Consider the following 22,701-nt stretch of genomic DNA (forward strand, 5'->3'; position numbering starts at 1 on the left):
CGACGCGTCGCGCGCCTTGCCAGCGCCCTTTCTGGACAGAACGCATCTCACGCCTATTTATGAAATGGGTTCTAGCTATTGGGATGGGCCGCAGCGTTGCGGCCCTTTTTTATGGTGATGCAGAAACACGGACTCACACTTGGCGGACCGATGTCAACGGCAGGAACAGTGTCAGCGGCGCATCCTGAAAGGCGACGAAACCATGATGCCGGTAGAAGGCCGCTGCCTGTGCGTCTTTGGCATCAACTACCATGACTGCGCCCGGTATCTCGGCGGCGATGGCGCGATACAAGGCATTGACCAACAAGGCGCCCCCGAGGCCGCGACCTTTGAATTCACGGTCCACTGCCAGGCGTCCCAGACGGATGGCAGGGACGGCGCCATAGCGCGGCAACTTGCGGCGCAGCGCGTCAGACAGTCCCGCCAGCGGAACGCTGGCACTGGCCAGCGTGTAGAAGCCTGCCACGCGCTGCTCATCGTCCACCGCCACGAAGCATGCAGCGACACGGCGGCGAATATCCTGCGTCACCTGTTCGCGCAGGTAGCGATTCAATGCAGGCGAACCGGATTCAAAGCGACTACGGTCGTGAGATGCGATATCGAGCGCCGTCACCAGAAACGGCGGGCGCGTCATTCTTCGCTGCGCAGCAGTTTGTCATGACGCACCATGGCGCGTCGCAATGCGGCCGACGGTGGCGGCGGCGACAGAAGAGCATCGGCGAAGCGCTGCTGGTCTTCCAGCGACAAGCGGATCACTTCTGCCTGCTCAATGGCTCGTTGCGCCGCGTCCTGGACCGCCGCGACAACGAAATCCGTCAACGTCCGCCCTTCGATCTCGGCGGCGCGCTTGAGCAATTGCTGCAATTCGGGACTGATTCGGGCTTCAAGCCGCGCAGTTGAAACGGCAGGCATCATGAATTCCTCCTTGATTGGCATTGTACGGCAAATTGCCGGACGATAGAAAAAAGTGAACGCATGACAATAGCAGAGCCAGGGGGAGACGAATAAAAGCAGAGAAGGAATTGAGTCAAAAGCAAAAAATTCTTCAAGTCTTATATAAGAGTTGAAGCATTTCGCCCCGCTTAGGAGTAAACTACCGCTGTTTTTTGCCGCGGCTCTCTGGCAGCAGTACGCCAGCCATGCCGCCCCGGGAGACGAATTTCCGCGCAGCACAGCCGACAAGGAGGTGGCGCCAGCCCAGGCCGACAGAGCCAGGGCGGACCATCCGGCGCTGCGGGGATCGCACCAAAGCACATCAACACACCAACGCAAGGACATCATCGTGACTACTGGCAACCCGACCATCATCTATACGCTGACCGACGAGGCACCCTATCTGGCGACTCACTCGCTCTTGCCCATCGTCAAGAAGTTCACCGCCGCGGCCGGCATCGACGTCGTCGAAAGCGATATTTCGGTGGCTGCGCGTATCCTGGCTGAATTCCCCGAGTACCTCACCGATGAGCAGAAAGTCCCCGACAACCTGGCCGCACTGGGCGCATTGACCCAGAGCCCGGAAGCCAACATCATCAAGCTGCCCAACATCAGCGCCTCGATCCTGCAACTGCAAGCCGCCATCCGCGAACTGCAATCGCGCGGCTACAAGCTGCCGGACTATCCGGAAAACCCGACCACCGAAGAAGAAAAGGCCCTGCAAAAGCGTTACGCCAAGGTCACCGGCAGCGCCGTCAACCCGGTCCTGCGCGAAGGCAACTCGGATCGCCGCGCGCCCAACGCCGTCAAGAACTACGCCCGCAAGCACCCGCACTCGATGGCCAAGTGGTCCATGGCCTCGCGTACCCACGTGGCGCACATGCACGGCGGCGACTTCTACGCCGGCGAAAAGAGCCTGACCCTGGACAAGGCCGTGGACGTCAAGATGGACCTGGTCACCAAGTCCGGCGAAACCATCGTCCTGAAGCCGAAGATCTCGCTGCAAGCCGGTGAAATCATCGACAGCATGTTCATGAGCAAGAAGGCTCTGTGCGCCTACTACGAAGAGCAGATGCAGGACGCCTTCGACACCGACCTGCTGCTGTCGGTGCACGTCAAGGCCACCATGATGAAGGTCTCGCACCCGATCGTCTTCGGCCACGCCGTGCGCACCTACTACAAGGACACCTTCACCAAGCACGCCAAGCTGTTCGCCGAGATCGGCGTGAACCCGAACAACGGCATGTCCGGCGTCTACGAAAAGATCAACACCCTGCCCGAAGACAAGAAGGCCGAAGTGCTGGCCGACCTGAAGGCCGATGAAGCCAAGCGCCCGCGCCTGGCCATGGTGGACTCCGCCAAGGGCATCACCAACCTGCACGCCCCCAACGACGTGATCGTCGACGCCTCCATGCCGGCCATGATCCGCGCAGGCGGCAAGATGTGGAACGCCGCCGGCAAGACCGAAGACACCAAGGCCCTGCTGCCGGAATCGACCTTCGCCCGCATCTACCAGGAAATCATCAACTTCTGCAAGACCAACGGCGCCTTCGACCCGACCACCATGGGTACCGTGCCCAACGTCGGCCTGATGGCCCAGAAGGCCGAAGAATACGGTTCGCACGACAAGACCTTCGAAATCGCCCAGGCTGGCGTGGCCCGCATCGTCACCCTGGACGGCCAGGTGCTGCTGGAGCAGAACGTGGAAGAAGGCGACATCTGGCGCATGTGCCAGGTCAAGGATGCTGCCGTGCGTGACTGGGTCAAGCTGGCCGTGACCCGCGCCCGCCTGTCCGGCATGCCGGCCGTGTTCTGGCTGGACCCGTACCGTCCGCACGAAGCCGAACTGATCAAGAAGGTCAACACCTACCTGAAGGATCACGACCTGACCGGTGCCGACATCCAGATCATGTCGCAAGTGCGCGCCATGCGTTACACCCTGGAACGCGTCATCCGCGGCCTGGACACCATCTCGGTGACCGGCAACATCCTGCGCGACTACCTGACCGACCTGTTCCCCATCATGGAACTGGGCACCTCGGCCAAGATGCTGTCGATCGTCCCGCTGATGGCCGGTGGCGGCATGTTCGAAACCGGTGCCGGCGGCTCGGCCCCCAAGCACGTGCAACAGCTGGTCGGCGAGAACCACCTGCGCTGGGATTCGCTGGGTGAATTCCTGGCCCTGGCCGTGTCCATCGAAGACGTCGGCATCAAGACCGGCAACGCCCGCGCCAAGATCCTGGCCAAGACCCTGGATGCTGCCACCGGCAAGCTGCTGGACAACAACAAGTCGCCCTCGCCCAAGACCGGTGAGCTGGACAACCGTGGCAGCCACTTCTACCTGGCCCTGTACTGGGCCCAGGAACTGGCCGCGCAGAAGGACGACGCCGAGCTGGCCAAGCAGTTCGCACCGCTGGCCAAGGCACTGGCCGAGAACGAGCAGAAGATCGTCGAAGAGCTCAACTCGGTGCAGGGCAAGGAAGTCGACATCGGCGGCTACTACCTGCCGGATCGCGAAAAGACCTTCGCCGTGATGCGTCCGAGCGCCACGCTGAACCAGGCGCTGGAAACGCTGTAAGCCGTTGATCGTTGCCGGGAGGGATGATCCGACCTCCCCGGCAGCAAAACGACAAGGCCGCGAATGCAGATTCGCGGCCTTTTCCGTTAACGCTGTATCGAGCAGAAGTTACCGGCTCAATCACCTCCCAGCAGGAAATTGCGCCGCACATCCAGTTCCTCTGCCGCACTGGCCGTCTCATCCTTCAAGGCCACGCCCGACAAGCCACGCTCATGCGCCTGCGCCATCAGGTAATGCAGCTTGTAGGCCGCCTCGGCGTACGGCAGACCTTCCGGCCGCACATTGGAGATGCAGTTGCGGCTGGCGTCGGTCAGCCCGCGCGAGGGCATCCAGGTCAGATAGAGCCCCATGCTGTCAGGCGAACTCAAGCCCGGTCGCTCGCCGATCAGGATCACCACCAGCTTCACGCCCAGCAGTTCACCAATCTCGTCAGCCACCGCGACCCGCCCCTGCTGCACGATCACCGGGGGCGCCATCGACCATCCTTCGGACGCGATGCGCTGCATTACCTGGGCCAGGAAAGGGGCGGCATTGCGTACGATGGCCAGCGCCGACAAGCCATCAGCGATGACGAAGCCCACATCGAAGCGCCGTTGCGGCGCGGTGCCGAAACGTTCAAGCAACTGCTGGCGCGAACTTTCCGACAGCTTGCGCCCGAAGTCCGGCCGCTGCAGGTACATCAGCCGATCGGCGGCCGCACTCCGTACATCCGGGATAGCCTGGGCGGCGCAGATCCCTTGTTGCTGCAACTGATCCTTCAGTCCTGCCACGTCCAGCGGCAGATGCACGGCATCGCGTGCCTGCGCATGGGCCAGCTGGAAAGCCAGCTGCGGCGCGGTTGGCAGGCTGACGCCACTGCGTCCCAGGGCGATGCGTGCAGCGGTAAAACGGCGCAGGGCTTCCCACGGATTGGCCGTGACGTTTTCTGCACCGGGGCTGACGTTTTCTGCACCATGCGGTGAAAGCTCGTGGTCGTCCATGGTCATTGAAGGCGCAGCAAGGTATCGCGAAAACCGGGCGGCATGTCGGCATGCAGGCGGAATGCCTGCTCCTGGCCGCCCGCATTGAATATCTGCATCCGCTGCAGCCACGCCTCGAATTCGGGAGCCGGCCGCGAACCCAGTACCCGCCTGGCATACAAGGCATCGTGGAAGGAAGTGGTCTGGTAGTTGAGCATGATGTCATCCGAACCGGGAATGCCCATGATGAAGGTGCAGCCTGCCACGCCCAGCAGGGTCAGGAGCACATCCATGTCGTTCTGGTCGGCCTCGGCGTGGTTGGTGTAGCAGACATCGCAGCCCATGGGCAGGCCCAGCAGCTTGGCGCAGAAATGGTCTTCCAGTCCGGCGCGGATGATCTGCTTGCCGTCATAAAGATATTCCGGCCCGATGAAACCCACTACCGTATTGACCAGCAGCGGCTTGAACGCCCGCGCCACCGCATAGGCGCGTGCTTCGCAGGTCTGCTGATCGACGCCATGATGGGCGTTGGCCGACAGCGCACTGCCCTGACCGGTTTCGAAATACATGACGTTGTCACCCACGGTGCCACGTTGCAGGGACAGTGCCGCCGCACGCGCCTCAGCCAGGATGGCCAGGTCGATACCGAAGCCGCGATTGGCTGCCTCGGTCCCGGCAATCGACTGGAACACCAGGTCCACCGGCGCGCCGCGCTCGATGGCCGCAATCGTGTTGGTGACGTGGGTCAGCACGCAGGATTGCGTGGGGATTTCGTAGCGCGCGATCACCTCGGCCATCATCCCGACCAGCTTGACCACCTGCGGCACGTTGTCCGTGGCGGGATTGATGCCGATGACCGCATCGCCGTTGCCATACAGCAGGCCATCGAGCATGCTGGCGGCAATGCCGCTGGCGTCATCGGTAGGGTGATTGGGCTGCAAGCGCGTGGACAAGCGGCCGGGCAGGCCGATGGTATTGCGAAAGGCCGTGACCACACAGCATTTCTTGGCCACCAGGATCAGATCCTGATTGCGCATGATCTTGGAGACGGCAGCCGCCATCTCCGGCGTGACACCGGGGGCGACCGCTGCCAGTACGGTACTGTCGGTGTCGTCGGCCAGCAGCCAGTTGCGCAGGTCGCCCACGGTCAGGTGGGCAATCGCTGCAAACGCTGCGCGGTCATGACTGTCGAGGATGAGGCGGGTGACCTCATCGTCTTCGTAGGGAATCAGCGGCTCCTGGAGGAAGGTCTTCAACGGCAGCTCGGCCAGCGCCATCTGTGCGATGGCGCGCTCCTCGGCACTGGCAGCGGCCACACCGGCCAGCAAGTCGCCTGAGCGCGCCGGGCTGGCCTTGGCCATGAGCTCCTTCAGATCACGAAATGCGTAGCTGGTGCTCCCCGCGCTGTGGCGAAAACGAGGTGTCGACATGATCGGTTGCTCCCTGAAAAAGCGCGCTGTCACATGCGCCCGCCTCAAGCCGGCAGGCCACGTCCCGAACGATGACGCGCCGATGCAAGGTAGCACACATATCCCAGTGCCATCAGCGCCACGAAGATGCCGAAGATCAGCGGATTGTAGTAGATCATGGTGGCCATGCAGACCAGCGCACCGAACAATGCAAAGGCCGGGAAGTAGGGATACAGCGGCGCCCGGAAAGGCCGCTCCAGGCCAGGCTCGGTGCGGCGCAGGCGCAACAGCGACAGCATCGACAGGATGTACATCAGGATCGCACCGAACACCGACATGGTGACGATATTGGCGGTGAGCGTCTGGCCGCCGATCTTGATGAGCTCGTCGCTGTAGATGGCGGCGATGCCCACCACCCCGCCAGCCAGGATGGCGCGGTGCGGCGTCTTGAAGCGCGGATGGATCCGGGCGAAATACGCAGGCAGATAGCCTTCGCGGGCCAGCGCATAGATCTGGCGCGAGTAGCCCAGAATGATGCCGTGGAACGACGCCACCAACCCGAACAGGCCCAGCCACACCAGCATGTGCAACCAGTTGCTGTTGCCGCCCACGATCAGTTTCATGGCCTGCGGCAGCGGATCATTGATATTGGCCAGCTTGGTCCAGTCGCCGGCCCCGCCAGCGAAGAGCATCACGCCGATGGCCAGCACCACCAGCGTGAGGATGCCGGTGATGTAGGCGATGGGAATGGAGCGCCTGGGGTCCTTGGCTTCTTCGGCGGCCATGGCCACGCCTTCGATGGCGAGGAAGAACCAGATCGCAAACGGGATCGCCGCGAACATGCCGGGCACCGCCGCCAGGCTGAAGCTGTCACTGCCCGACCAGCCGCCCTTGGTGAAATTGATCAGCGAGAAACCTGGCGCCACCACCCCCATGAAGACCAGCAATTCGAAGATCGCCAGCAGCGTCACGAAGAGCTCAAAGGTGGCCGCAATCTGCACGCCGACGATATTGAGCGTCATGAACACCAGATACGCGCCCAGCGCCGCCTGCCTGGGATCGATATCGGGGAACTGCACATTGAGGTAGGCGCCGATGGCCAGGGCGATGGCCGGTGGCGCAAAGACGAATTCGATGAGCGTGGCCGCGCCCGCCAGGTAGCCGCCCACCGGCCCGAAGGCGCGCTTGCTGTAGGCAAACGGCCCACCCGCATGGGGAATGGAAGTAGTCAGTTCGGTAAAGCTGAAAATGAAAGTGGCATACATGGCCGCAATGAACAGGGCCGTGACCGTGAAGCCCAGCGTGCCGGCGCTGGCCCAGCCATAGCTCCAGCCGAAGTATTCGCCGGAAATCACCAGCCCGACCGCAATGGCCCAGAGCTGCAGGGTGGACAGGACGGGCTTGAGGGTATGGCCCTGCCCTGAAGAGCTTGCATTCATCGGATTCTCCCGTTGGCGCGAAGGACGGGCCGCTGCGTGGCGACCCCTGTGATAGGACTGGCGGGCATGGCGCTTGCTTGATCTGGCGCAATACGCTGCCCTGCCGACCCAATATAGCAACGGCAATTTCGGCGGCGTTATCGAAATTCGGCAAACCTGCGCGGCTTGCGAGCCGCCGGTCGATCAAGGAGTCTGCCCATGTCCGCGCTCTCACTGTCCCAGCCTGACACACCTGCCACGCACAGCCAGCGGGCATTGCGCACCGCCGTTGCGCGCGATGTGGATGAGCATGCGCACAACCTGACGGACTGGGAACAACGCTACGACCAGATCACCTGCGGTCGCTTTGAAGGCGTGCTGCAGGAGTGGCAGAGCAGCGGTCTGCAGATTTTCCGCGAGGCCAGCAGCCGTGCCGTGCGCCAGTCCTGCCAGGTATGGCCCGATGCCTTGTGGTTCGGTATCGAGGTGCGCACCAGCGGCATGCGCATCAATGGCCGCCAGGTGGGTGAGGATGTGGTGATGACCCGTCCGGGCGCCTGCGAATTCGAACTGGTCACGCCGGATGCCCATGAAATCTACGGCATCGTGGTACAACGCGACGCCCTGCAATCGAGTGCCGCACGGCTGGGCTGCCAGCCGGACTGGCAGCGCCTGCACCGGGCCGAACTGCTCAAGGTCGGGCATCAGGGTCTGGAAGATTGCCGCCAGCAGATCGCTGCCCTGCTCGCCCTGGCGGGCCAGGCCAGCGGCGCCCACGCCCATGCCGCCCTGCAGCTGCGCCAGGAAGCCGTGCTGGTAGCCTTGCTGGCCATGCTGGACGAGGGCGAGATCGAGGCGCAAGCCGGTGCCAGCTTTCTGCGCCGCCGCCGTATCGTCAACGATGCGCGCGAGTTCGCGATGGCGCATCAGGACAGCCCGGTGACCGTCCCCATGCTGTGCGAGGCCGTCCACGTCAGTCGCCGCACGCTGCAATACTGCTTCGAGGATGTGCTGGGCATGAGCCCCATGAGCTATCTGCGCTCGCTGCGCCTGAACGGGGTGCGCCGCGCCCTGTGCGCGGGCGATGGCAGCCAGGCCGTCGGCAGCATCGGCGACATCGCTGCCGCCTGGGGCTTCGCCAACTTCAGCCAGTTCTCCTGCGACTACAAGAAGCTGTTCGGGCAGACGCCGTCGGCCATGGTGCAGGCGCGCACCCGGCATTGAGCCAGTCCTCGGGCCGCGACGATCTTGCTGGCGGCACGGCGCCGAAGACGGCACAATGCCGTCTGCGCCACTGACCACCCGAATGAGCCCCCGATGACGGCCAGCCAAGACGACATTTTCTCCCTGGAAAAATTCGAGTACCTCTGCTACGCACGCCAGCGGGAGCCCGCCGCACAGGAACTGGTGCGCCTGCTGCAACTGATCGATCGGCAGTACGGGCAACTGGCCGGCAGGTTTTCCTTGCAGGTCTCCCCGGCGGTGACCCAGGCCGAACTGGAACAGCACACGCTGGCGCGCCTTACCGGCGCCATCTCGGCACTACTGTCGGATCCCGGCTTTCACCTCAGTCCCAACGGTTTCGGCCAGCTCATCCAGTTCCAGCGCTGGCTGGCGGCGCTATTCGGGGCGAGTCACTTCATCAATGCCGATCACATCCTGCGCTCGCTCAATTTCGGCGGTCCGCAATCGGCGGTATTCGAGGTCAAGCCGCTGGACCTGGTGAAATTCTGTCTGCTGTACTCCCCTGAATCGGAATTGCCGCTCGATGTGGAAGCGCTCTGGCTCCAGAACAAACCGCTGGCCGCCGCGCTGTTCCTGGCATTGATGTCGCCGCGCTTTCTCGGTACGCCGGCGGCGCATTCCAAGCGCGAGGCCCTGCTGCACTGGCTGCCCGAACGACTGCATGAACTGGATTCCCTGGACGGGCTGCCGGTTGCCGTGCTGCATGACGTCTACATGCACTGCAGCTACGCCGACCTGCCGCAGCGCCATCGCATCAAGGGCGCCATCAACCAGCTGCTGCTCGGCAAGCTCGCTGCCGACGGCCTGCATGACCTGGCGCAGGACGGTGGCGGGCGCGTCAATGGCAAGCCGGTCATGCTGGTCTTGCTGGAGTGGTTTTCCGGCGGACACTCGATCTACCGTACCCACTCCAAGACGCTGGAGGCGGCACGCCGCCATTTCCACGTGATTGCCCTGGGCTACGCGGCCAATACCGACGAACTGGGTCGCGCCGTCTTCGATGAATTCATCACGCTGGAGCAGCCCGGCGACCTGGTGTCCAGTCTGCGCACCGTGCGCGAGACTGCACAGGCGCGTCGACCATGCGTGTTCTACATGCCCAGCGTGGGCATGTTCCCCATCACCATGTTCGCGGCCAATCTGCGGCTAGCGCCCTTGCAGGTGGCCGCGCTCGGCCACCCGGCCACTACGCATTCCTCGCGCATCGACTACATCAGCGTGGAAGAGGATTTCGTCGGCGACCCGGCCTGCTTCAGCGAAAAGCTCTTGCGCCTGCCCGCCGATGGCCAGCCCTACCGTCCCACGGCCATCCCCTTTGCCGTACCGCGCATGGAGCGACGCGACCAGACGGTGGTCAATGTGGCCATTGCAGCCACTACCATGAAACTCAATCCGCGCTTCCTGATGGCGTGCCAGCGCATCGTGGAATTGTCCGCGCGGGCAGAGGGCGGGGCCGCGCGCCAGGTGCGACTGCATTTCCTGGTGGGCCAGGCGCAGGGCCTGCTCTATCCGCAGTTGCAGCGCCTGATCCTGCGCTACATTCCGTCGGCGCAGGTCTATGCGCACCAGCCCTACCAGCAGTACCTGTCGATCTTCAACCAGTGCGACATGTTCCTCTCGCCCCTGCCCTTCGGCAATACCAACGGCATCATCGATGCCTTCACGGTCGGACTGCCGGGCGTCTGCAAGACCGGGCCGGAAGTCTTCGAACATATCGACGAAGGACTGTTCCGCCGCGTCGGGCTGCCCGACTGGACCATCGCGGCCACGCTGGATGACTACATCCTGGCCGCCGTACGCATGGCCACGGACTATCCGGCGCGCCGTGCGCTGTATGCGCAACTGGCCGATCCGCAAGCCTTGCGCCGGCTCTTCGAAGGACGTCCGGAGTCGCTGGGCGATGCCCTGGCAGCATTGTGCAAGCAAGCCATCAGCCCTTGAGGGATCACTCCACGTGCACGGACGCAGCCAGCGCCGCAGGCGGTACAAGGATTGTCGGGAGAATCGGCCATGTCGGTGAAGAGCCGCTCTTCATCGACGATCCATTGAAGGGCTGCGTGTGCGGGCATGAAAGTGGCGTGGTGGATATCAGGCAAGCAGAGCAGCTCGGGGCCTGCCATTATGCGATGTTCCGGCGCCTGCGCACAGGACTGCCCGCTTCGGCGCGCGCCTTGGCCTCGACCAGCTCCAGCAGACCTTGCGCGGCAATGGACAGGCTGCGCTCCTTGGGCGTGACGATCAGCAGTGGCCGCACCAGCTCCGGCGCATCCACGGCAATGGCGACCAGGTTGGGCAGACGGAACTGGAACAGCGTCAGTTCCGGCACCACGCTCACGCCCAGCCCGCTTTCGATCAAGGCCGCCAGCGTGGCCAGGTGCTCCACCTCCAGCCCGGTGTGGATCACGCCACCAGGTCGCAGCACCGCCTCCAGGTGCTGGCGTACGCTGGTCGAGCGCGCCAGGTGGATCATCTCGCAACCGGCCAGTTGCGCCACCTTGATGCGTCGCTTCCCGGCCAGCGGATGGTCCTTGCGGCACACCAGATAGAACGGATCGGCACACAACGGCTGGGAACTGAACTCCAGCAGATCGGGTCCCGGCGCGGTCAGGGCGATGTCGGCCTTGCCATGCCGCAGCAGCTCCAGGCACTGGTCCGAAATGGCATCGAACAATTCCACCGTGACACCCGGATGGCGCTGCCGGTAGACTGCCAGCACCGGCGGCAGCCAGCCCGCCGCCAACGAAGGCAGGGCCGCAATGGCCACCCTGCCCTTGCGCCGGGCGACATAATCATTCATGTCCGCCAGCGCCGCCTGCATGTCCGCCACCAGCTGGCGGGCCACCTGGACGAAGACTTCACCTTCGGGCGTGAGGCTCACGTTGCGCGTATCACGCTCGAACAGGCGCGCGCCGGTGGCGCTCTCCAGTTTCTGGATCATGGCGCTGAAGGCTGACTGCGAGAGGTGGCAGCGCTCGGCCGCATGACCGAAGTGCCGGCACTCGGCCAGGGCCAGGAAGGCTTGCAGCAGGCGCGTGGAAAGGTTGGCTTGCATGAGATGGAGGTCGCCGGATTATGCTGCAAATCCGGTCAATCAATCGAAAAAAGCGACTTTACAACAAAATCGGCCGCCACCTACACTCGCCCTGCTCACATCTCGCCCCCCCTGTACGGAATCCGGTACGGAGACTGAAACAGAAAAGCAAAACGACACACCGGGCCGGATGTGCTGACACGACAAGAACATCACACCAAAAAACGGAGACACGCATGTTGGCCCTGCTCGGCTTTGTCACGATCGTATCCTTGTTCACCGCCATCCTCACCAAGAGGATGTCGCCGCTGGTGGCGCTGATCGCCATTCCCATCATGGCCGCCCTGATCGGCGGCTTCGGCTTGCAGACTTCCAAGTTCATCGTTCAGGGCGTCACCGCCATTGCACCGGTGGCGGGAATGTTCGTCTTTGCCATCCTGTTCTTCGGCATCGTGACCGATGCCGGCATGCTGGACCCCATCATCAGCCGCATCCTCAAGACCGTGGGCAGCCGCCCCACCCGCATCGTTCCCGGTACGGCACTGCTGGCCTTGCTGATCCACCTGGATGGATCGGGTGCGGTGACCTTCCTCATCACCATCCCCGCCATGCTGCCGCTGTACACGCGGCTGGGCATCGACAAGCGCATCCTGGCCTGCGTGGCCTCGCTGGCCGCGGGCGTGAATTTCCTGCCGTGGACCGGGCCGATGATCCGTGCCTCGGCCGCACTGCATATCCCGGTATCGGACATCTTCACGCCCCTGGTGCCGGTCCAGCTGGTCGGACTGGCCTTCGTCTTCATCGCCGCGTATCTGCTGGGCCTGAAGGAGGAGCGCCGCCTCGGGCTGGGCAAGGGAGCCAGCGTGGGTTTCGTGCAGCAGCATGAACTGAGCGAAGCGCAACTGAAGATCCGCCGCCCGCAGAATTTCTGGGCCAATATCGTCCTGACGGTATTCGTGCTGGGCGTGATGATCAGCGGCAAGGTCGATCCGGTGGTCATGTTCATGATCGGCGTGGTGCTGGCCCTGATGATCAACTACCGTGACGTGGCCATGCAGCGCGAGCGCATCGATGCCCACGCCAAGGCCGCCCTGCTGATGGCCAGCATCCTGTTTGCGGCGGGCGTGTTCACCGGCATCATGACCAAGTCCGGCATGCTCTCGGCCATGGCCAAGACGGCCGTGGGCCTGGTACCGCCCGAGATGGCCAGCCATATCCCGGTGGCCCTGGGGTTGTTGTCGATGCCGCTGTCGCTGCTGTTCGACCCGGATTCCTTCTACTTCGGCGTGCTGCCGGTGATCGCCGAGGTCAGTCACATGCTGGGCGTGCCGACCATCCAGGTCGCCCAGGCGGCGTTGCTGGGCCAGATGACCACGGGTTTCCCGGTCAGTCCGCTCACGCCCGCCACCTTCCTGGTGTGCGGCCTGGCCGGCATCGAACTGGCAGACCATCAGAAATACACCATCCCTTTCCTCTTCGGCGCTTCCGTGGTGATGACCATCGCCTGCGTGGTGCTGGGACTGTTCCCGCTGTTCTGAGCGGGGGCAAGGGCAAGCGCAACCCCCTGTTCTGGAGAAGTACATGACCCACGATCCACAGCGCACCGTGCGCATCGGCGCCGGTGCCGGCTATTCGGGCGATCGCATCGAACCGGCCGCCGAACTGGCCGAGCATGGCCAGCTGGATTACCTGATCTTCGAATGCCTGGCCGAACGCACCATCGCCATCGGCCAGCAGACCCGACTGGCCGACCCGGCCAGAGGCTATGACCCGCTGCTGGAAGAGCGCATGCACGCGGTCCTGAAGACCTGTGCCACGCGGGGCGTGCGCATCATCACCAACATGGGCGCGGCCAATCCGCTGGCTGCGGCGCAGCGGGTCCGCGAGATCGCGCGCGCATCCGGACTGGCTGGGCTGAAGGTGGCCGCCGTGGTCGGCGACGATGTACTGGAGGCCGTGCAGCAGGGAGCATGGCGTATCGAGGACAATGGCCAGCCGGTCGCGGCTCTCGGCACGCGCCTCATTTCGGCCAATGCCTATCTGGGCATCGCACCCATCGTGGAAGCGCTGCAGGGCGGCGCCCAGGTCATCATCACCGGGCGCGTGGCCGACCCGGCGCTGGTGCTGGCGCCGCTGGTGCACGAGTTCGGCTGGGCCGCCGATGATTGGGACCGGCTCGGCCAGGGCACGCTCGTCGGCCATCTGCTGGAATGCGCAGGACAGATCACCGGCGGCTACTTTGCCGATCCCGGCAAGAAGGATGTGGCCGGTCTGGCAAGGCTGGGCTTCCCCATCGGCGAAGTGAAGGCCGATGGCAGTGCCGTCATCACCAAGGTGGCGGGTTCCGGTGGCCAGGTCACGGCACGCACCTGCAAGGAGCAATTGCTCTATGAGATCCATGATCCGAGCGCTTACTTCACGCCCGACGTGATTGCTGATTTCTCGCAAGTCCACATCGAAGAAGTCGGGCCGGACCGCGTGGCCGTCACCGGCGGCCGTGGGCGTGCGCGACCGCAGACACTCAAGACCACGCTGGGTTACCGAGACAGCTTCATCGGCGAAGGCCAGATCTCCTATGCCGGCCCTGGCGCGCGAGCGCGTGCGCAACTGGCCGGCGAGATCGTACGCGAGCGGCTGGCGCTCACGGGCGTGCAGACCGAAGAACTGCGCATGGACCTGATCGGCATCAATGCCATCGCCGGTGAGCAGATGTCGGCGCATGCACCCGAGCCCCAGGAAGTCCGCCTGCGCGTGACCGGCCGCACGGCCAGCATGAAAGAGGCGATCCGCATCGGCAACGAAGTCGAGACGCTTTATACCAACGGCCCGGCCGGTGGCGGCGGTGCCACCAAGTCGGCCCGCGAAGTCATCGCCGTGCTGTCGCTGCTGCTGCCGCGCACGCTGGTACATCCATCCGTTTTCATCGAGGAGGCCTGAGATGCTGCTCAGAGAGATTGCTCATTCACGTGCCGGGGACAAGGGCGACATTTCGAATATCTCCGTGATCGCCTATCGGCAGGAGGACTATGCGCTGCTGGAGCGCACCCTGACGGCCGAACGCGTGCGCGCGCATTTTGCCGGGGTGGTCCATGGTGAGGTGGTGCGCCACGCGCTGCCGCATCTGGGCGCGCTCAACTTCGTGATGCAGCGGGCGCTGGGTGGCGGGGTTACCCGCTCACTCGCGCTGGATGCGCATGGAAAGGCGTTGTCGGGGGTGATGCTGCAGATGGAATTGCTGCCCTGAGAAGCGAAGCGGCGTCAGTGTTCCCACGGATTGATGACCGGCAAAGCGGCTGCTGCATAGGCAGACACGTCACGGGAAGCCACGCTGAAGTCGCAAGATGCCGCGATGGCGGCGATGTAACCGTCGGGCGTGGGAAAACCCCTGCCCGCCCGCCTGGCCTTGACGGCCAACTCGGCGTGAGCGCGGGCTGCATCGGTATCAAACGGGAGGATTCTGTCCTTGAACAGGCGCAGGATGCCTTCAAAACGACGCGCCAGCACATCCTGACGGCGACCTGCAGGAAGGCTGGCAATACCGAAGCCCATTTCGGCAATCGTGATGCTGGTCAGGTAAAGCGTCTGCGGGACCTGTGCGTTGAGCCAGGCGTGTACGCCGGGATGTATCTCCGGCTTCATGGCTTCGGAGACGACGTTGGTATCAAGCACGATCATTTGAACCTCATCGGCTGTGCAGGGCGACGCTCACGCATCTGCTCCAGCGCCTCGACATCTTCGTTGGTGACGCCCAGCGCGCGATTCATGTCGACCAGCGCATCTCCCAGTCGCAATTGGCCGCCGGGTCTGACGGCCAGGGTCAAGATTTCGCGGATTTCTGCCTCGGTGCTGCGCCCATGCTGGGCAGCACGCACCCGCAAGGCGCGATGTACTTCATCGGGAAGATTACGGACAGTCAGCGTAGCCATGACAGCATTACTCCGATTTGATATCAGTGCATTCATTCTAGTCATTTGAATCTCTCCTTTCCATCAAAAATGTCCTGGTGGTGTTGCCAGAGGAAAACGCTGCCCCCGAAAAGCTTCTCATCCAACAGGAGAATGCTGAATAGAGGGTGATTCGGCGCAAAAAAGAGAATGAAGACCGACGTTATTCGATATAAACCGCCCCGAGGGCCCCGAATCGTTGCCCGAGAGAAAAATAGGAATTTTTTAGCCAATTCTCCATCCCGAAAGTACGTACATTGCGACTGTCCAAACCGTGCAAGATTTGGTATCGTCCGCCCGTGATTCATTCTCGCACTGCATCAGCGCCCCCCGCTGACACACTCCCCCCGATATGAAAAAAGCAATCCGACTCGGTACTCCGCTGTCCCCTTCCGCCACCAAAGTCATGCTGCTGGGCTCCGGCGAACTCGGCAAGGAAGTCATCATCGCCCTGCAACGCCTGGGCGTGGAAGTCATTGCCGTGGACCGCTATGAAAACGCGCCCGGCCAGCAGGTCGCCCATCGTGCCCACGTCATCAACATGACCGACGGCGCCGCCCTGGCTGCGCTGATCGAGCAGGAACAGCCCGACCTGATCGTGCCCGAGATCGAGGCCATTGCCACCGAAACCCTGGTCAAGCTGGAAGAAGCCGGCCGCGCCCACGTCATTCCGACTGCGCGCGCCGCCTGGCTGACCATGAACCGCGAAGGCATCCGCCGCCTGGCCGGTGAAACCCTGGGTCTGGCCACCTCGCCCTACCGCTTTGCCGACAGCCTGGAAGAACTCAAGGCAGCCATCGACCAGATCGGCTTCCCGTGCGTGATCAAGCCGGTCATGTCCTCCTCCGGCAAGGGCCAGTCCAAGATCGACGGTCCGGAAGAAATCGAAGCCGCGTGGAATTACGCTGCCGCCGGTGGCCGTGTCGATTCCGGCCGCGTGATCGTGGAAGGCTTCATCGACTTCGACTATGAAATCACCCTGCTGACGGTGCGCTCGCTCAACGAAAACGGCGACACCATCACCAGCTTCTGCGATCCCATCGGCCACGTGCAGGTCAAGGGCGACTATGTCGAATCCTGGCAGCCGCACCCGATGCCCACCGCAGCCCTGGAAAAGGCCCGCGACATCGCCCGCAAGGTCACCGAAAACCTGGGCGGCCTGGGCCTGTTCGGAGTGGAGCTGTTCGTCAAGGGCGACATGGTCTGGTTCTCCGAAGTGAGCCCGCGTCCGCATGACACCGGCATGGTCACCATGGTCAGCCAGGTGCAGAGCGAATTCGAACTGCATGCCAAGGCCATCCTCGGCCTGCCGGTCAATACCGCTCTGCGCAGTCCCGGCGCCTCCGCCGTGATCTACGGCCAGCACGATGCCCGCGGCATCGCCTTCGACGGCGTGGCCGATGCGCTGCGCATCCCCGGCGCCGACATCCGCCTGTTCGGCAAGCCGGAATCCTTCGCCCGCCGCCGCATGGGCGTGGCCCTGGCCTCCGGGGACAGCGTGGAAACCGCTCGCATCCGCGCCAAGCAGGCAGCGGCCAAGGTCAAGCCGGTCGTTGCGCAGTGATGCTGCGCTGAGCAGAACCCCATGAACGGGCTCCGATGCAGATCGGGGCCCGTTTTGTTTTGGCCCGGGCGCAGTGCCTGCCGGGCTCCGGAAACGATATAAACGATATACGACAGCACGCTGCCCGCGACTGGTTATAATCATCGCCTCCCTCCACTACAGCAGCTTTGCTCACGATCATGAAGTGTGATGTCGTCATCCTCGGCAGCGGTCTGGCCGGTCTTTCCGTCGCTCTCCATCTGGCTGAAAAGTATCAGGTGGTGGTCGTTTCCAAGGGCGAACTGCTGGACGGAGCCAGCAACTGGGCACAGGGCGGCATCGCGGCCGTGCTCGATTCGGGCGACAGCCATGCCCAGCACATCGCCGACACGCTGGTGGCCGGGGCCGGCCTGTGCGATGAAGGCGCCACGCGCGCCATCGTCGAACAGGGTCGCCAGGCCATCGAGTGGCTCATCGCCCAGGGTGTGCCCTTCACCCGCGACGACAGCGCCGAGCTGGGCTATCACCTCACCCGCGAAGGCGGTCACAGCCAGCGCCGCATCATCCACGCCGCCGATGCCACCGGCCACGCCGTTCAGGTGACGCTGGAGCAGCGCGTGCGCGCCCACCCCAACATCACCCTGCTGGAACATCACTGCGCCATCGACCTGATCCACGCCGGCAAGCTTGATCCCGGGGCCGAACCACGCTGCCTGGGCGTGCATGTGCAGGATTCTGTCAGCGGCCGCGTGCTGGCCATCGCGGCAGGACGTACGGTGCTGGCCACGGGCGGGGCCGGCAAGGTCTACCTGTACACCTCCAACCCGGATTCGGCCACCGGTGACGGCATCGCCATGGCCTGGCGGGCCGGCTGCCGGGTGGCCAACATGGAATTCATCCAGTTTCATCCGACCTGCCTGTACCACCCTTACGCCAAATCCTTCCTCATCAGCGAGGCCCTGCGGGGCGAAGGCGCGCTGCTCAAGCTGCCCGCCTCGGCCGGCGCGCTGGCAGGCCAGCGCTTCATGCCCGACCATGACGAGCGCGCCGAACTGGCCCCGCGCGACATCGTGGCGCGTGCCATCGACTTCGAGATGAAGAAACGCGGACTGGACCACGTCGACCTCGACATCAGCCACCAGAGTCCGGCCTTCATCGCCGAGCATTTCCCGACCATCCAGGCGCGCTGCCTGGAGTTCGGCATCGACATCACGCGCCAGCCGATTCCGGTGGTCCCGGCGGCGCACTATACCTGCGGCGGGGTGGTCACCGACATGGCCGGGCGCACCGACCTGCCGGGCCTGTACGCGGTGGGCGAGACGGCCTGCACCGGCCTGCACGGCGCCAACCGTCTGGCCAGCAACTCGCTGCTGGAATGTCTGGTGCTGGGCCGCGCCGCTGCGGCCGATATCGAACGGGAATTGTCAGCCGGTGTCTGGCGCATCGCCGACGTGCCACAGTGGGATGAGAGCCGCGTCAGCGATGCCGACGAGGAAGTGGTGATCGCCCACAACTGGGACGAACTGCGCCGCTTCATGTGGAATTACGTCAGCATCGTACGCACCGACAAGCGCCTGGAACGCGCGCAGCACCGCATCCGCCTGCTCAAGGAAGAGATCGACGAGTACTATGCCAACTTCCGTATCTCGCGCGATCTGCTGGAACTGCGCAACCTGGTGGACGTGGCACAGCTGATCGTCTCCAGCGCCTTGATGCGCAAGGAAAGCCGGGGCCTGCACTTCAGCCAGGATTACCCGCGCACCTTGCCGCGCGCCACCCCGACCATCCTGCCCGGACGGCAGTGAGCCTTCACTTGCGCTGGCGATACCGCTTGCGATAGACGTTGGGACTGGCCAGCACCTCGGCCACGGTCTGGCTGTAGCGGCTGGCACTGTCGCCCTGCAGAATATCGAATTGCAGTTCGGGCCGTTCGCGCGGCACCGCCATACATTGCGCCACGGGCGTCCCCTTGGGCAGCACCCCGACAAAATCCGCAGCGGTCCAGAGCGCCGGGAAATTGATCCCGGCATCATGGAAATGATCCGCATCCACCAGCCCGGACAACAAGCGGAACGGCAGGTCATGCCGGTTCACCGGATGGGTCGCGAAGAGCGACCAGCCGGCTTCGAGCTCGATGGTCCAGAAACTGTTGAACTTGAGGACCAGCGCATCACCCTGTTCGAAGGGCGAGCCCGTCACCTGGGCTGGTGGATGAAAACTCAGCGGTGCGCGCGGATGTCCTTCTACCGTCGTGGGCGGGGCTTCCCAGTCCCAGCGGAACTGGCCCTTGTCCACGTGCACATCACAAGGCAGCAGAATCATGACGCCATGCGCCATGGCATCGATGAAGGGCGGGCATTGCTTGACGGTACGAATGTCGCGGTCATGCAAGGGGGAGAAAGCCTTGGCCGGCATGCTGCGGATCCACTCCGGGATCATCTCGCGCGCCAGGCGAGGACGCGGCAACAGCTCCGCCAGGGCGGGATCACAACGGAAACGGATGTGCGGCGATGGCATGGGTGGCGTTTGCGCAGGAAGATGAAGACTGCGAACATACGCGCAGCCCGGCAGGACGTCCAGTCCCGCCCCGCTGGCGGGAAGAAAATGGATGTGCTGCCGGGCTATCGGACTATCGGACTATCGGACTATCGGACTGTCATGCAGCGCAGGCTGCCGCCGCATCAGCTGCCCTTGCGGTCCTTGAAGGCCGGCACGAACATTTCCTGCCAGCTGGCCGGCTTGGTCTTGATGGTACCGGCCTTGCCCATGAAGACCACGTACTGCATGATGTCCACCGGCGTGGTGGTGAACTCGGTGCCGGGGTCGGCCAGCATCTGTTCCACTTCTTCCTGAGGCAGTTTCAGCTTGGACACGCGCAGGAAGGTCTCGGCCGCACCCTTGCGGTTCTTGGCGATGTAGGCATTGGCCTCTTCCTGTGCCGCCATGAAGGCCTGGGTCAGCTTGGGATTCTTGTCGGTGAAGGATTTCAGGGCGAAGACCACATCGATGGTGATATGGCCCAGCACGTCGGTCGAATTCAATACGCGGGTGATGCCCGGTGCCTTGCCCTCCTGGTAGGAGAACGGTGGCGAAGTGAAGTGGGCCGTGATCTCGGTCTTGCCCGAGACCAGCGACGCCATCGCTTCCGGATGTGACAGGCTCACCGTCAGCGGATCGAGCTTGGCGTAGTTCTCGATACCGAAAGTCTTGGCCGCCGCCATCTGCAACAGCACCGCCGACAGCGAAGTCTTGATGCCGGGAATGGCGATCTTGTCCTTGGGCGTGAAGTCCTTCAATGACTTGACGTTGGGGTTGTTGGTATTGAGCCAGAGCGGTGCGGTCGACAGTGCACCCAGACCCACCACTTCCGAACGCGGGATCCCGTGCGCCTTGGACCACAGCGTCACGAAGCCCGGCGCACCGGTACCGGCGATATCGAGGTTGCCGGCCAGCATGGCGTCGTTGATGACGTTGCCGCCATCGAGCAGCACCCACTTGGTTTTCACATCGCCCAGGCCCATCGCCTTGGCGTGCTTCTCCAGCAGGTTCTGGTCACGGATGACCATCAAGGGCAGGTACAGCAGTCCGTAGCCGTGCGAGATCCGCACCTCCTGCGCTTCGGCATGGGCAGTGCCGGACACCCCGGACAGGACCAGAGCGCTGGCCATCATGAGGCTGGTGAAAGTACGTCGGGTGTAGCGTTGCATGCTTGTCTCCTGAAGTTGTTCAGTGGTTCGGTCTTGTATGGATCGTTGCTTGTTGATGTATGGCTTGCGTGGATCTTGTATGCAGACAAGATCCACCCGGCTCAGTGCTGCATGCCCCAACGACGGATGGTGCGCTTCTCGATCTGGGCAAAGATCAGGTTCTCCACCACCAGGCCGATGATGATGACGAAGAACAGGCCCGAGAACACGTTAGCCGTTTCCAGCTGGTTGCGGTTCTCGAAGATGTACCAGCCCAGGCCACCGGCGCCGGAGGATACGCCAAAGACCAGCTCGGCGGCGATCAGCGTGCGCCAGGCGAAGGCCCAGCCCACTTTCAGGCCGGTGAGGATACTGGGAAATGCCGCCGGAATCAGGATCGATTTCACCAGCGAGAAGCGGCGCAGGCCATAGTTCTGGCCGACCATGCGCAGCGTATTGGATACCGCGCGGAAGCCGCCATGGGTATTGAGCGCGACCGCCCACAGCACCGAATGCACCAGCACGAAGATGATGCTGCCGGTGCCCAGTCCGAACCAGATCAGCGCCAGCGGCAACAGCGCGATGGCCGGCAGCGGGTTGAACATCGAGGTCAGGGTTTCCAGCAGGTCGTTGCCGATGCGCGAGCTGATGGCGACCGTGGTCAACAGCCCGGCGAGCAGGATGCCCAGGCTGTAGCCGACCAGCAGGGTCTGCATGGACACCGCCGCACGTTGTAGCAGCACGCCGCTGCCGATGCCGGCGAAGAAGGCTTGCACCGTCTCGCTGAAGCTGGGGAAGAGCAAGGCATTGTCCAGCCAGCGGCCATAGACTTCCCAGATCAGGGCCAGTACCAGCAGGATCACGGTCTTGCGCAGCCAGCCCATGCGATAGAGCGATTCGAAGGCCGACAGCGGACGCTGTACTTCGGCAGCGGCGTCGGGATTGGGGTCCACCAGGATTTCCGGGCGGACGAAGGGCAGATTGGTTTGCATGATGAGGTCTCCGGCGCGGCTCAGTGGTGGGCGAACAGCATGTCGTTGATGCGGGTTTCCAGCTCGGCCTGGGCGGCCGTTCCCAACTGGCTCGGCGCAATGCTGTTGAGTTCGGCGCGGACCTGGCCGGGATGGGGTGTGAGCAAGAGGATGCGGGTCCCCACGCGGATGGCTTCTTCAATCGAATGGGTCACGAAGAGCACCGTGAACTGGGTGTCATCCCACAGGCGCAGCAGTTCGTCCTGCATCTTGCGGCGGGTCAGTGCGTCCAAGGCGGCGAAGGGCTCGTCCATGAGCAGCACGTCCGGCTCCATGGCCATGCCACGGGCAATCGAGACACGCTGCTTCATGCCGCCGGAGAGCATGTGCGGATAGCTGTCGATGAACTTGGCCAGGCCGACCTTGCCGATGTAATACTCGGCGCGCTCGGCGGCGGCCTTTCCTTGCAGGCGGCCACTGGCGTGCAGCGCGAACTCCACGTTCTGGCGCACCGTCTTCCAGGGCAGCAGCTGGTCGAATTCCTGGAACACCATCATGCGGTCCGGACCCGGCTCATGGACTTCCCGCCCTTTGAGACGGATCGCGCCCGAGGTCGGTTGCAGATAACCGCCGATGGCCTTCAGCAGCGTGGACTTGCCGCAGCCCGAGGGGCCCAGCAGGATGTAGCGGTCGCCCGGATGGACGTTGAAACTGACATTGCGGGTAGCGGTGACCAGCGAATCGGTGGTCTTGTATTGCAGGGTGACGCGGTCGATTTCCAGCAGCGGACGCGATGGGTCGAGGGCCGACGCACCTTGGGCAGGGTCGCTCATGCAGGTCTCCAAATGATTTATAGGATTTATGTTGGAGTGGATGCTAGGCCGCCAAGCTGTAACGAATCTGACTAAAACCTGACGTCTGTTTTTGTCAGGCGGTTCGGGCATACAATGGCGCCCTGCCCAAGCAGCGCGCAACAGCTGCGGC

20 protein-coding genes are annotated in these 22,701 nt (G+C 63.5%); 8 read left to right on the forward strand and 12 right to left on the reverse strand.

The features are described 5' to 3' along the window. Window positions 1-133: 133 nt before the first annotated feature. Entirely contained in the window at window positions 134-634 is a 501-nt protein-coding gene (locus HWE01_RS12995) for a GNAT family N-acetyltransferase (protein ID WP_241822024.1), read from the reverse strand. Then, on the reverse strand, window positions 631-915 hold the full coding sequence (locus tag HWE01_RS13000; protein ID WP_008329267.1) for a type II toxin-antitoxin system TacA family antitoxin: 285 nt from the start codon (window positions 913-915) through the stop codon (window positions 631-633). Before HWE01_RS13000 ends, HWE01_RS12995 begins: the two co-directional genes overlap by 4 nt. Before the next feature lie 367 nt (window positions 916-1,282). On the opposite strand from HWE01_RS13000, the gene HWE01_RS13005 reads away from it, so the two are divergent. Continuing rightward, window positions 1,283-3,511, forward strand: coding sequence for an NADP-dependent isocitrate dehydrogenase (locus HWE01_RS13005; protein ID WP_241822025.1), 2,229 nt, complete (start codon window positions 1,283-1,285; stop codon window positions 3,509-3,511). Window positions 3,512-3,627: 116 nt separating this feature from the next. Here the strand turns inward: HWE01_RS13005 and eutC are convergent, their stop codons facing one another. The 3 genes from eutC to eat are packed head-to-tail and all read right to left on the reverse strand — an operon-like array spanning window position 3,628 to window position 7,318. Next, window positions 3,628-4,497, reverse strand: coding sequence for an ethanolamine ammonia-lyase subunit EutC (gene eutC / locus HWE01_RS13010; RefSeq protein ID WP_008329271.1), 870 nt, complete (start codon window positions 4,495-4,497; stop codon window positions 3,628-3,630). Beyond that, on the reverse strand, window positions 4,494-5,900 hold the full coding sequence (locus tag HWE01_RS13015) for an ethanolamine ammonia-lyase subunit EutB (protein WP_241822026.1): 1,407 nt from the start codon (window positions 5,898-5,900) through the stop codon (window positions 4,494-4,496). Before HWE01_RS13015 ends, eutC begins: the two co-directional genes overlap by 4 nt. Before the next feature lie 44 nt (window positions 5,901-5,944). Continuing rightward, on the reverse strand, window positions 5,945-7,318 hold the full coding sequence (eat, locus tag HWE01_RS13020; RefSeq protein WP_241822027.1) for an ethanolamine permease: 1,374 nt from the start codon (window positions 7,316-7,318) through the stop codon (window positions 5,945-5,947). A 198-nt stretch (window positions 7,319-7,516) separates the two neighbouring features. Between eat and HWE01_RS13025 the strand changes: the two genes are divergently transcribed. Beyond that, window positions 7,517-8,521: a helix-turn-helix domain-containing protein gene (locus HWE01_RS13025; RefSeq protein WP_241822028.1), complete on the forward strand. Its 1,005-nt coding sequence runs from the start codon at window positions 7,517-7,519 to the stop codon at window positions 8,519-8,521. Between the two features lie 93 nt (window positions 8,522-8,614). Then, a complete protein-coding gene (locus HWE01_RS13030; RefSeq protein WP_241822029.1) occupies window positions 8,615-10,483 on the forward strand; it encodes a peptide transporter in 1,869 nt (622 codons plus the stop codon). 178 nt (window positions 10,484-10,661) lie between these two features. On the opposite strand, the gene HWE01_RS13035 is transcribed toward HWE01_RS13030, so the two are convergent. Next, window positions 10,662-11,594 carry a LysR family transcriptional regulator gene (locus HWE01_RS13035; protein WP_241822030.1) on the reverse strand — a complete coding sequence of 311 codons (933 nt, stop codon included), beginning with the start codon at window positions 11,592-11,594 and terminating at the stop codon, window positions 10,662-10,664. Between the two features lie 215 nt (window positions 11,595-11,809). Here HWE01_RS13035 and HWE01_RS13040 point away from each other — a divergent pair, with 215 nt between their 5' ends. Genes HWE01_RS13040 through HWE01_RS13050 form a run of 3 tightly spaced genes read left to right on the forward strand, consistent with a single transcriptional unit; the run spans window position 11,810 to window position 14,817 of the window. Then, complete coding sequence (locus tag HWE01_RS13040; protein WP_008329279.1) at window positions 11,810-13,111, forward strand: CitMHS family transporter; 1,302 nt, start codon at window positions 11,810-11,812, stop codon at window positions 13,109-13,111. Between the two features lie 43 nt (window positions 13,112-13,154). Continuing rightward, the gene (locus HWE01_RS13045; protein WP_241822031.1) at window positions 13,155-14,510 is read left to right on the forward strand and encodes an acyclic terpene utilization AtuA family protein; all 1,356 of its coding nucleotides are present in this window, start codon (window positions 13,155-13,157) and stop codon (window positions 14,508-14,510) included. Window position 14,511: 1 nt separating this feature from the next. After that, window positions 14,512-14,817 (forward strand): AtuA-related protein, encoded by a 306-nt coding sequence (locus HWE01_RS13050; RefSeq protein ID WP_008329281.1) that lies wholly within the window; start codon window positions 14,512-14,514, stop codon window positions 14,815-14,817. Window positions 14,818-14,831: 14 nt separating this feature from the next. On the opposite strand, the gene HWE01_RS13055 is transcribed toward HWE01_RS13050, so the two are convergent. After that, the gene (locus HWE01_RS13055) at window positions 14,832-15,248 is read right to left on the reverse strand and encodes a type II toxin-antitoxin system VapC family toxin (RefSeq protein ID WP_175343468.1); all 417 of its coding nucleotides are present in this window, start codon (window positions 15,246-15,248) and stop codon (window positions 14,832-14,834) included. Continuing rightward, entirely contained in the window at window positions 15,245-15,499 is a 255-nt protein-coding gene (locus HWE01_RS13060) for a FitA-like ribbon-helix-helix domain-containing protein (protein WP_008329283.1), read from the reverse strand. The genes HWE01_RS13055 and HWE01_RS13060 overlap by 4 nt, the downstream gene beginning before the upstream one ends. A 370-nt stretch (window positions 15,500-15,869) precedes the next feature. Between HWE01_RS13060 and purT the strand changes: the two genes are divergently transcribed. After that, the gene (gene purT / locus HWE01_RS13065) at window positions 15,870-17,081 is read left to right on the forward strand and encodes a formate-dependent phosphoribosylglycinamide formyltransferase (RefSeq protein WP_034350391.1); all 1,212 of its coding nucleotides are present in this window, start codon (window positions 15,870-15,872) and stop codon (window positions 17,079-17,081) included. A gap of 179 nt (window positions 17,082-17,260) precedes the next feature. Then, a complete protein-coding gene (nadB, locus tag HWE01_RS13070; RefSeq protein WP_008329287.1) occupies window positions 17,261-18,865 on the forward strand; it encodes an L-aspartate oxidase in 1,605 nt (534 codons plus the stop codon). A gap of 4 nt (window positions 18,866-18,869) precedes the next feature. Here nadB and HWE01_RS13075 read toward each other — a convergent pair whose 3' ends face one another. From HWE01_RS13075 to HWE01_RS13090, 4 genes are all read right to left on the reverse strand, one after another. Beyond that, window positions 18,870-19,577 (reverse strand): hypothetical protein, encoded by a 708-nt coding sequence (locus HWE01_RS13075; RefSeq protein ID WP_241822032.1) that lies wholly within the window; start codon window positions 19,575-19,577, stop codon window positions 18,870-18,872. Between the two features lie 164 nt (window positions 19,578-19,741). Beyond that, a complete protein-coding gene (locus HWE01_RS13080; protein WP_241822033.1) occupies window positions 19,742-20,767 on the reverse strand; it encodes an ABC transporter substrate-binding protein in 1,026 nt (341 codons plus the stop codon). Between the two features lie 101 nt (window positions 20,768-20,868). Beyond that, window positions 20,869-21,738 (reverse strand): ABC transporter permease, encoded by an 870-nt coding sequence (locus HWE01_RS13085; RefSeq protein ID WP_241822034.1) that lies wholly within the window; start codon window positions 21,736-21,738, stop codon window positions 20,869-20,871. Window positions 21,739-21,758: 20 nt separating this feature from the next. Continuing rightward, window positions 21,759-22,550, reverse strand: coding sequence for an ABC transporter ATP-binding protein (locus tag HWE01_RS13090; RefSeq protein ID WP_008329297.1), 792 nt, complete (start codon window positions 22,548-22,550; stop codon window positions 21,759-21,761). Between the last annotated feature and the right edge of the window lie 151 nt (window positions 22,551-22,701).

This window comes from Herbaspirillum sp. C7C8, assembly GCF_022627875.1.
Classification (GTDB): Bacteria; Pseudomonadota; Gammaproteobacteria; order Burkholderiales; family Burkholderiaceae_D; genus Herbaspirillum.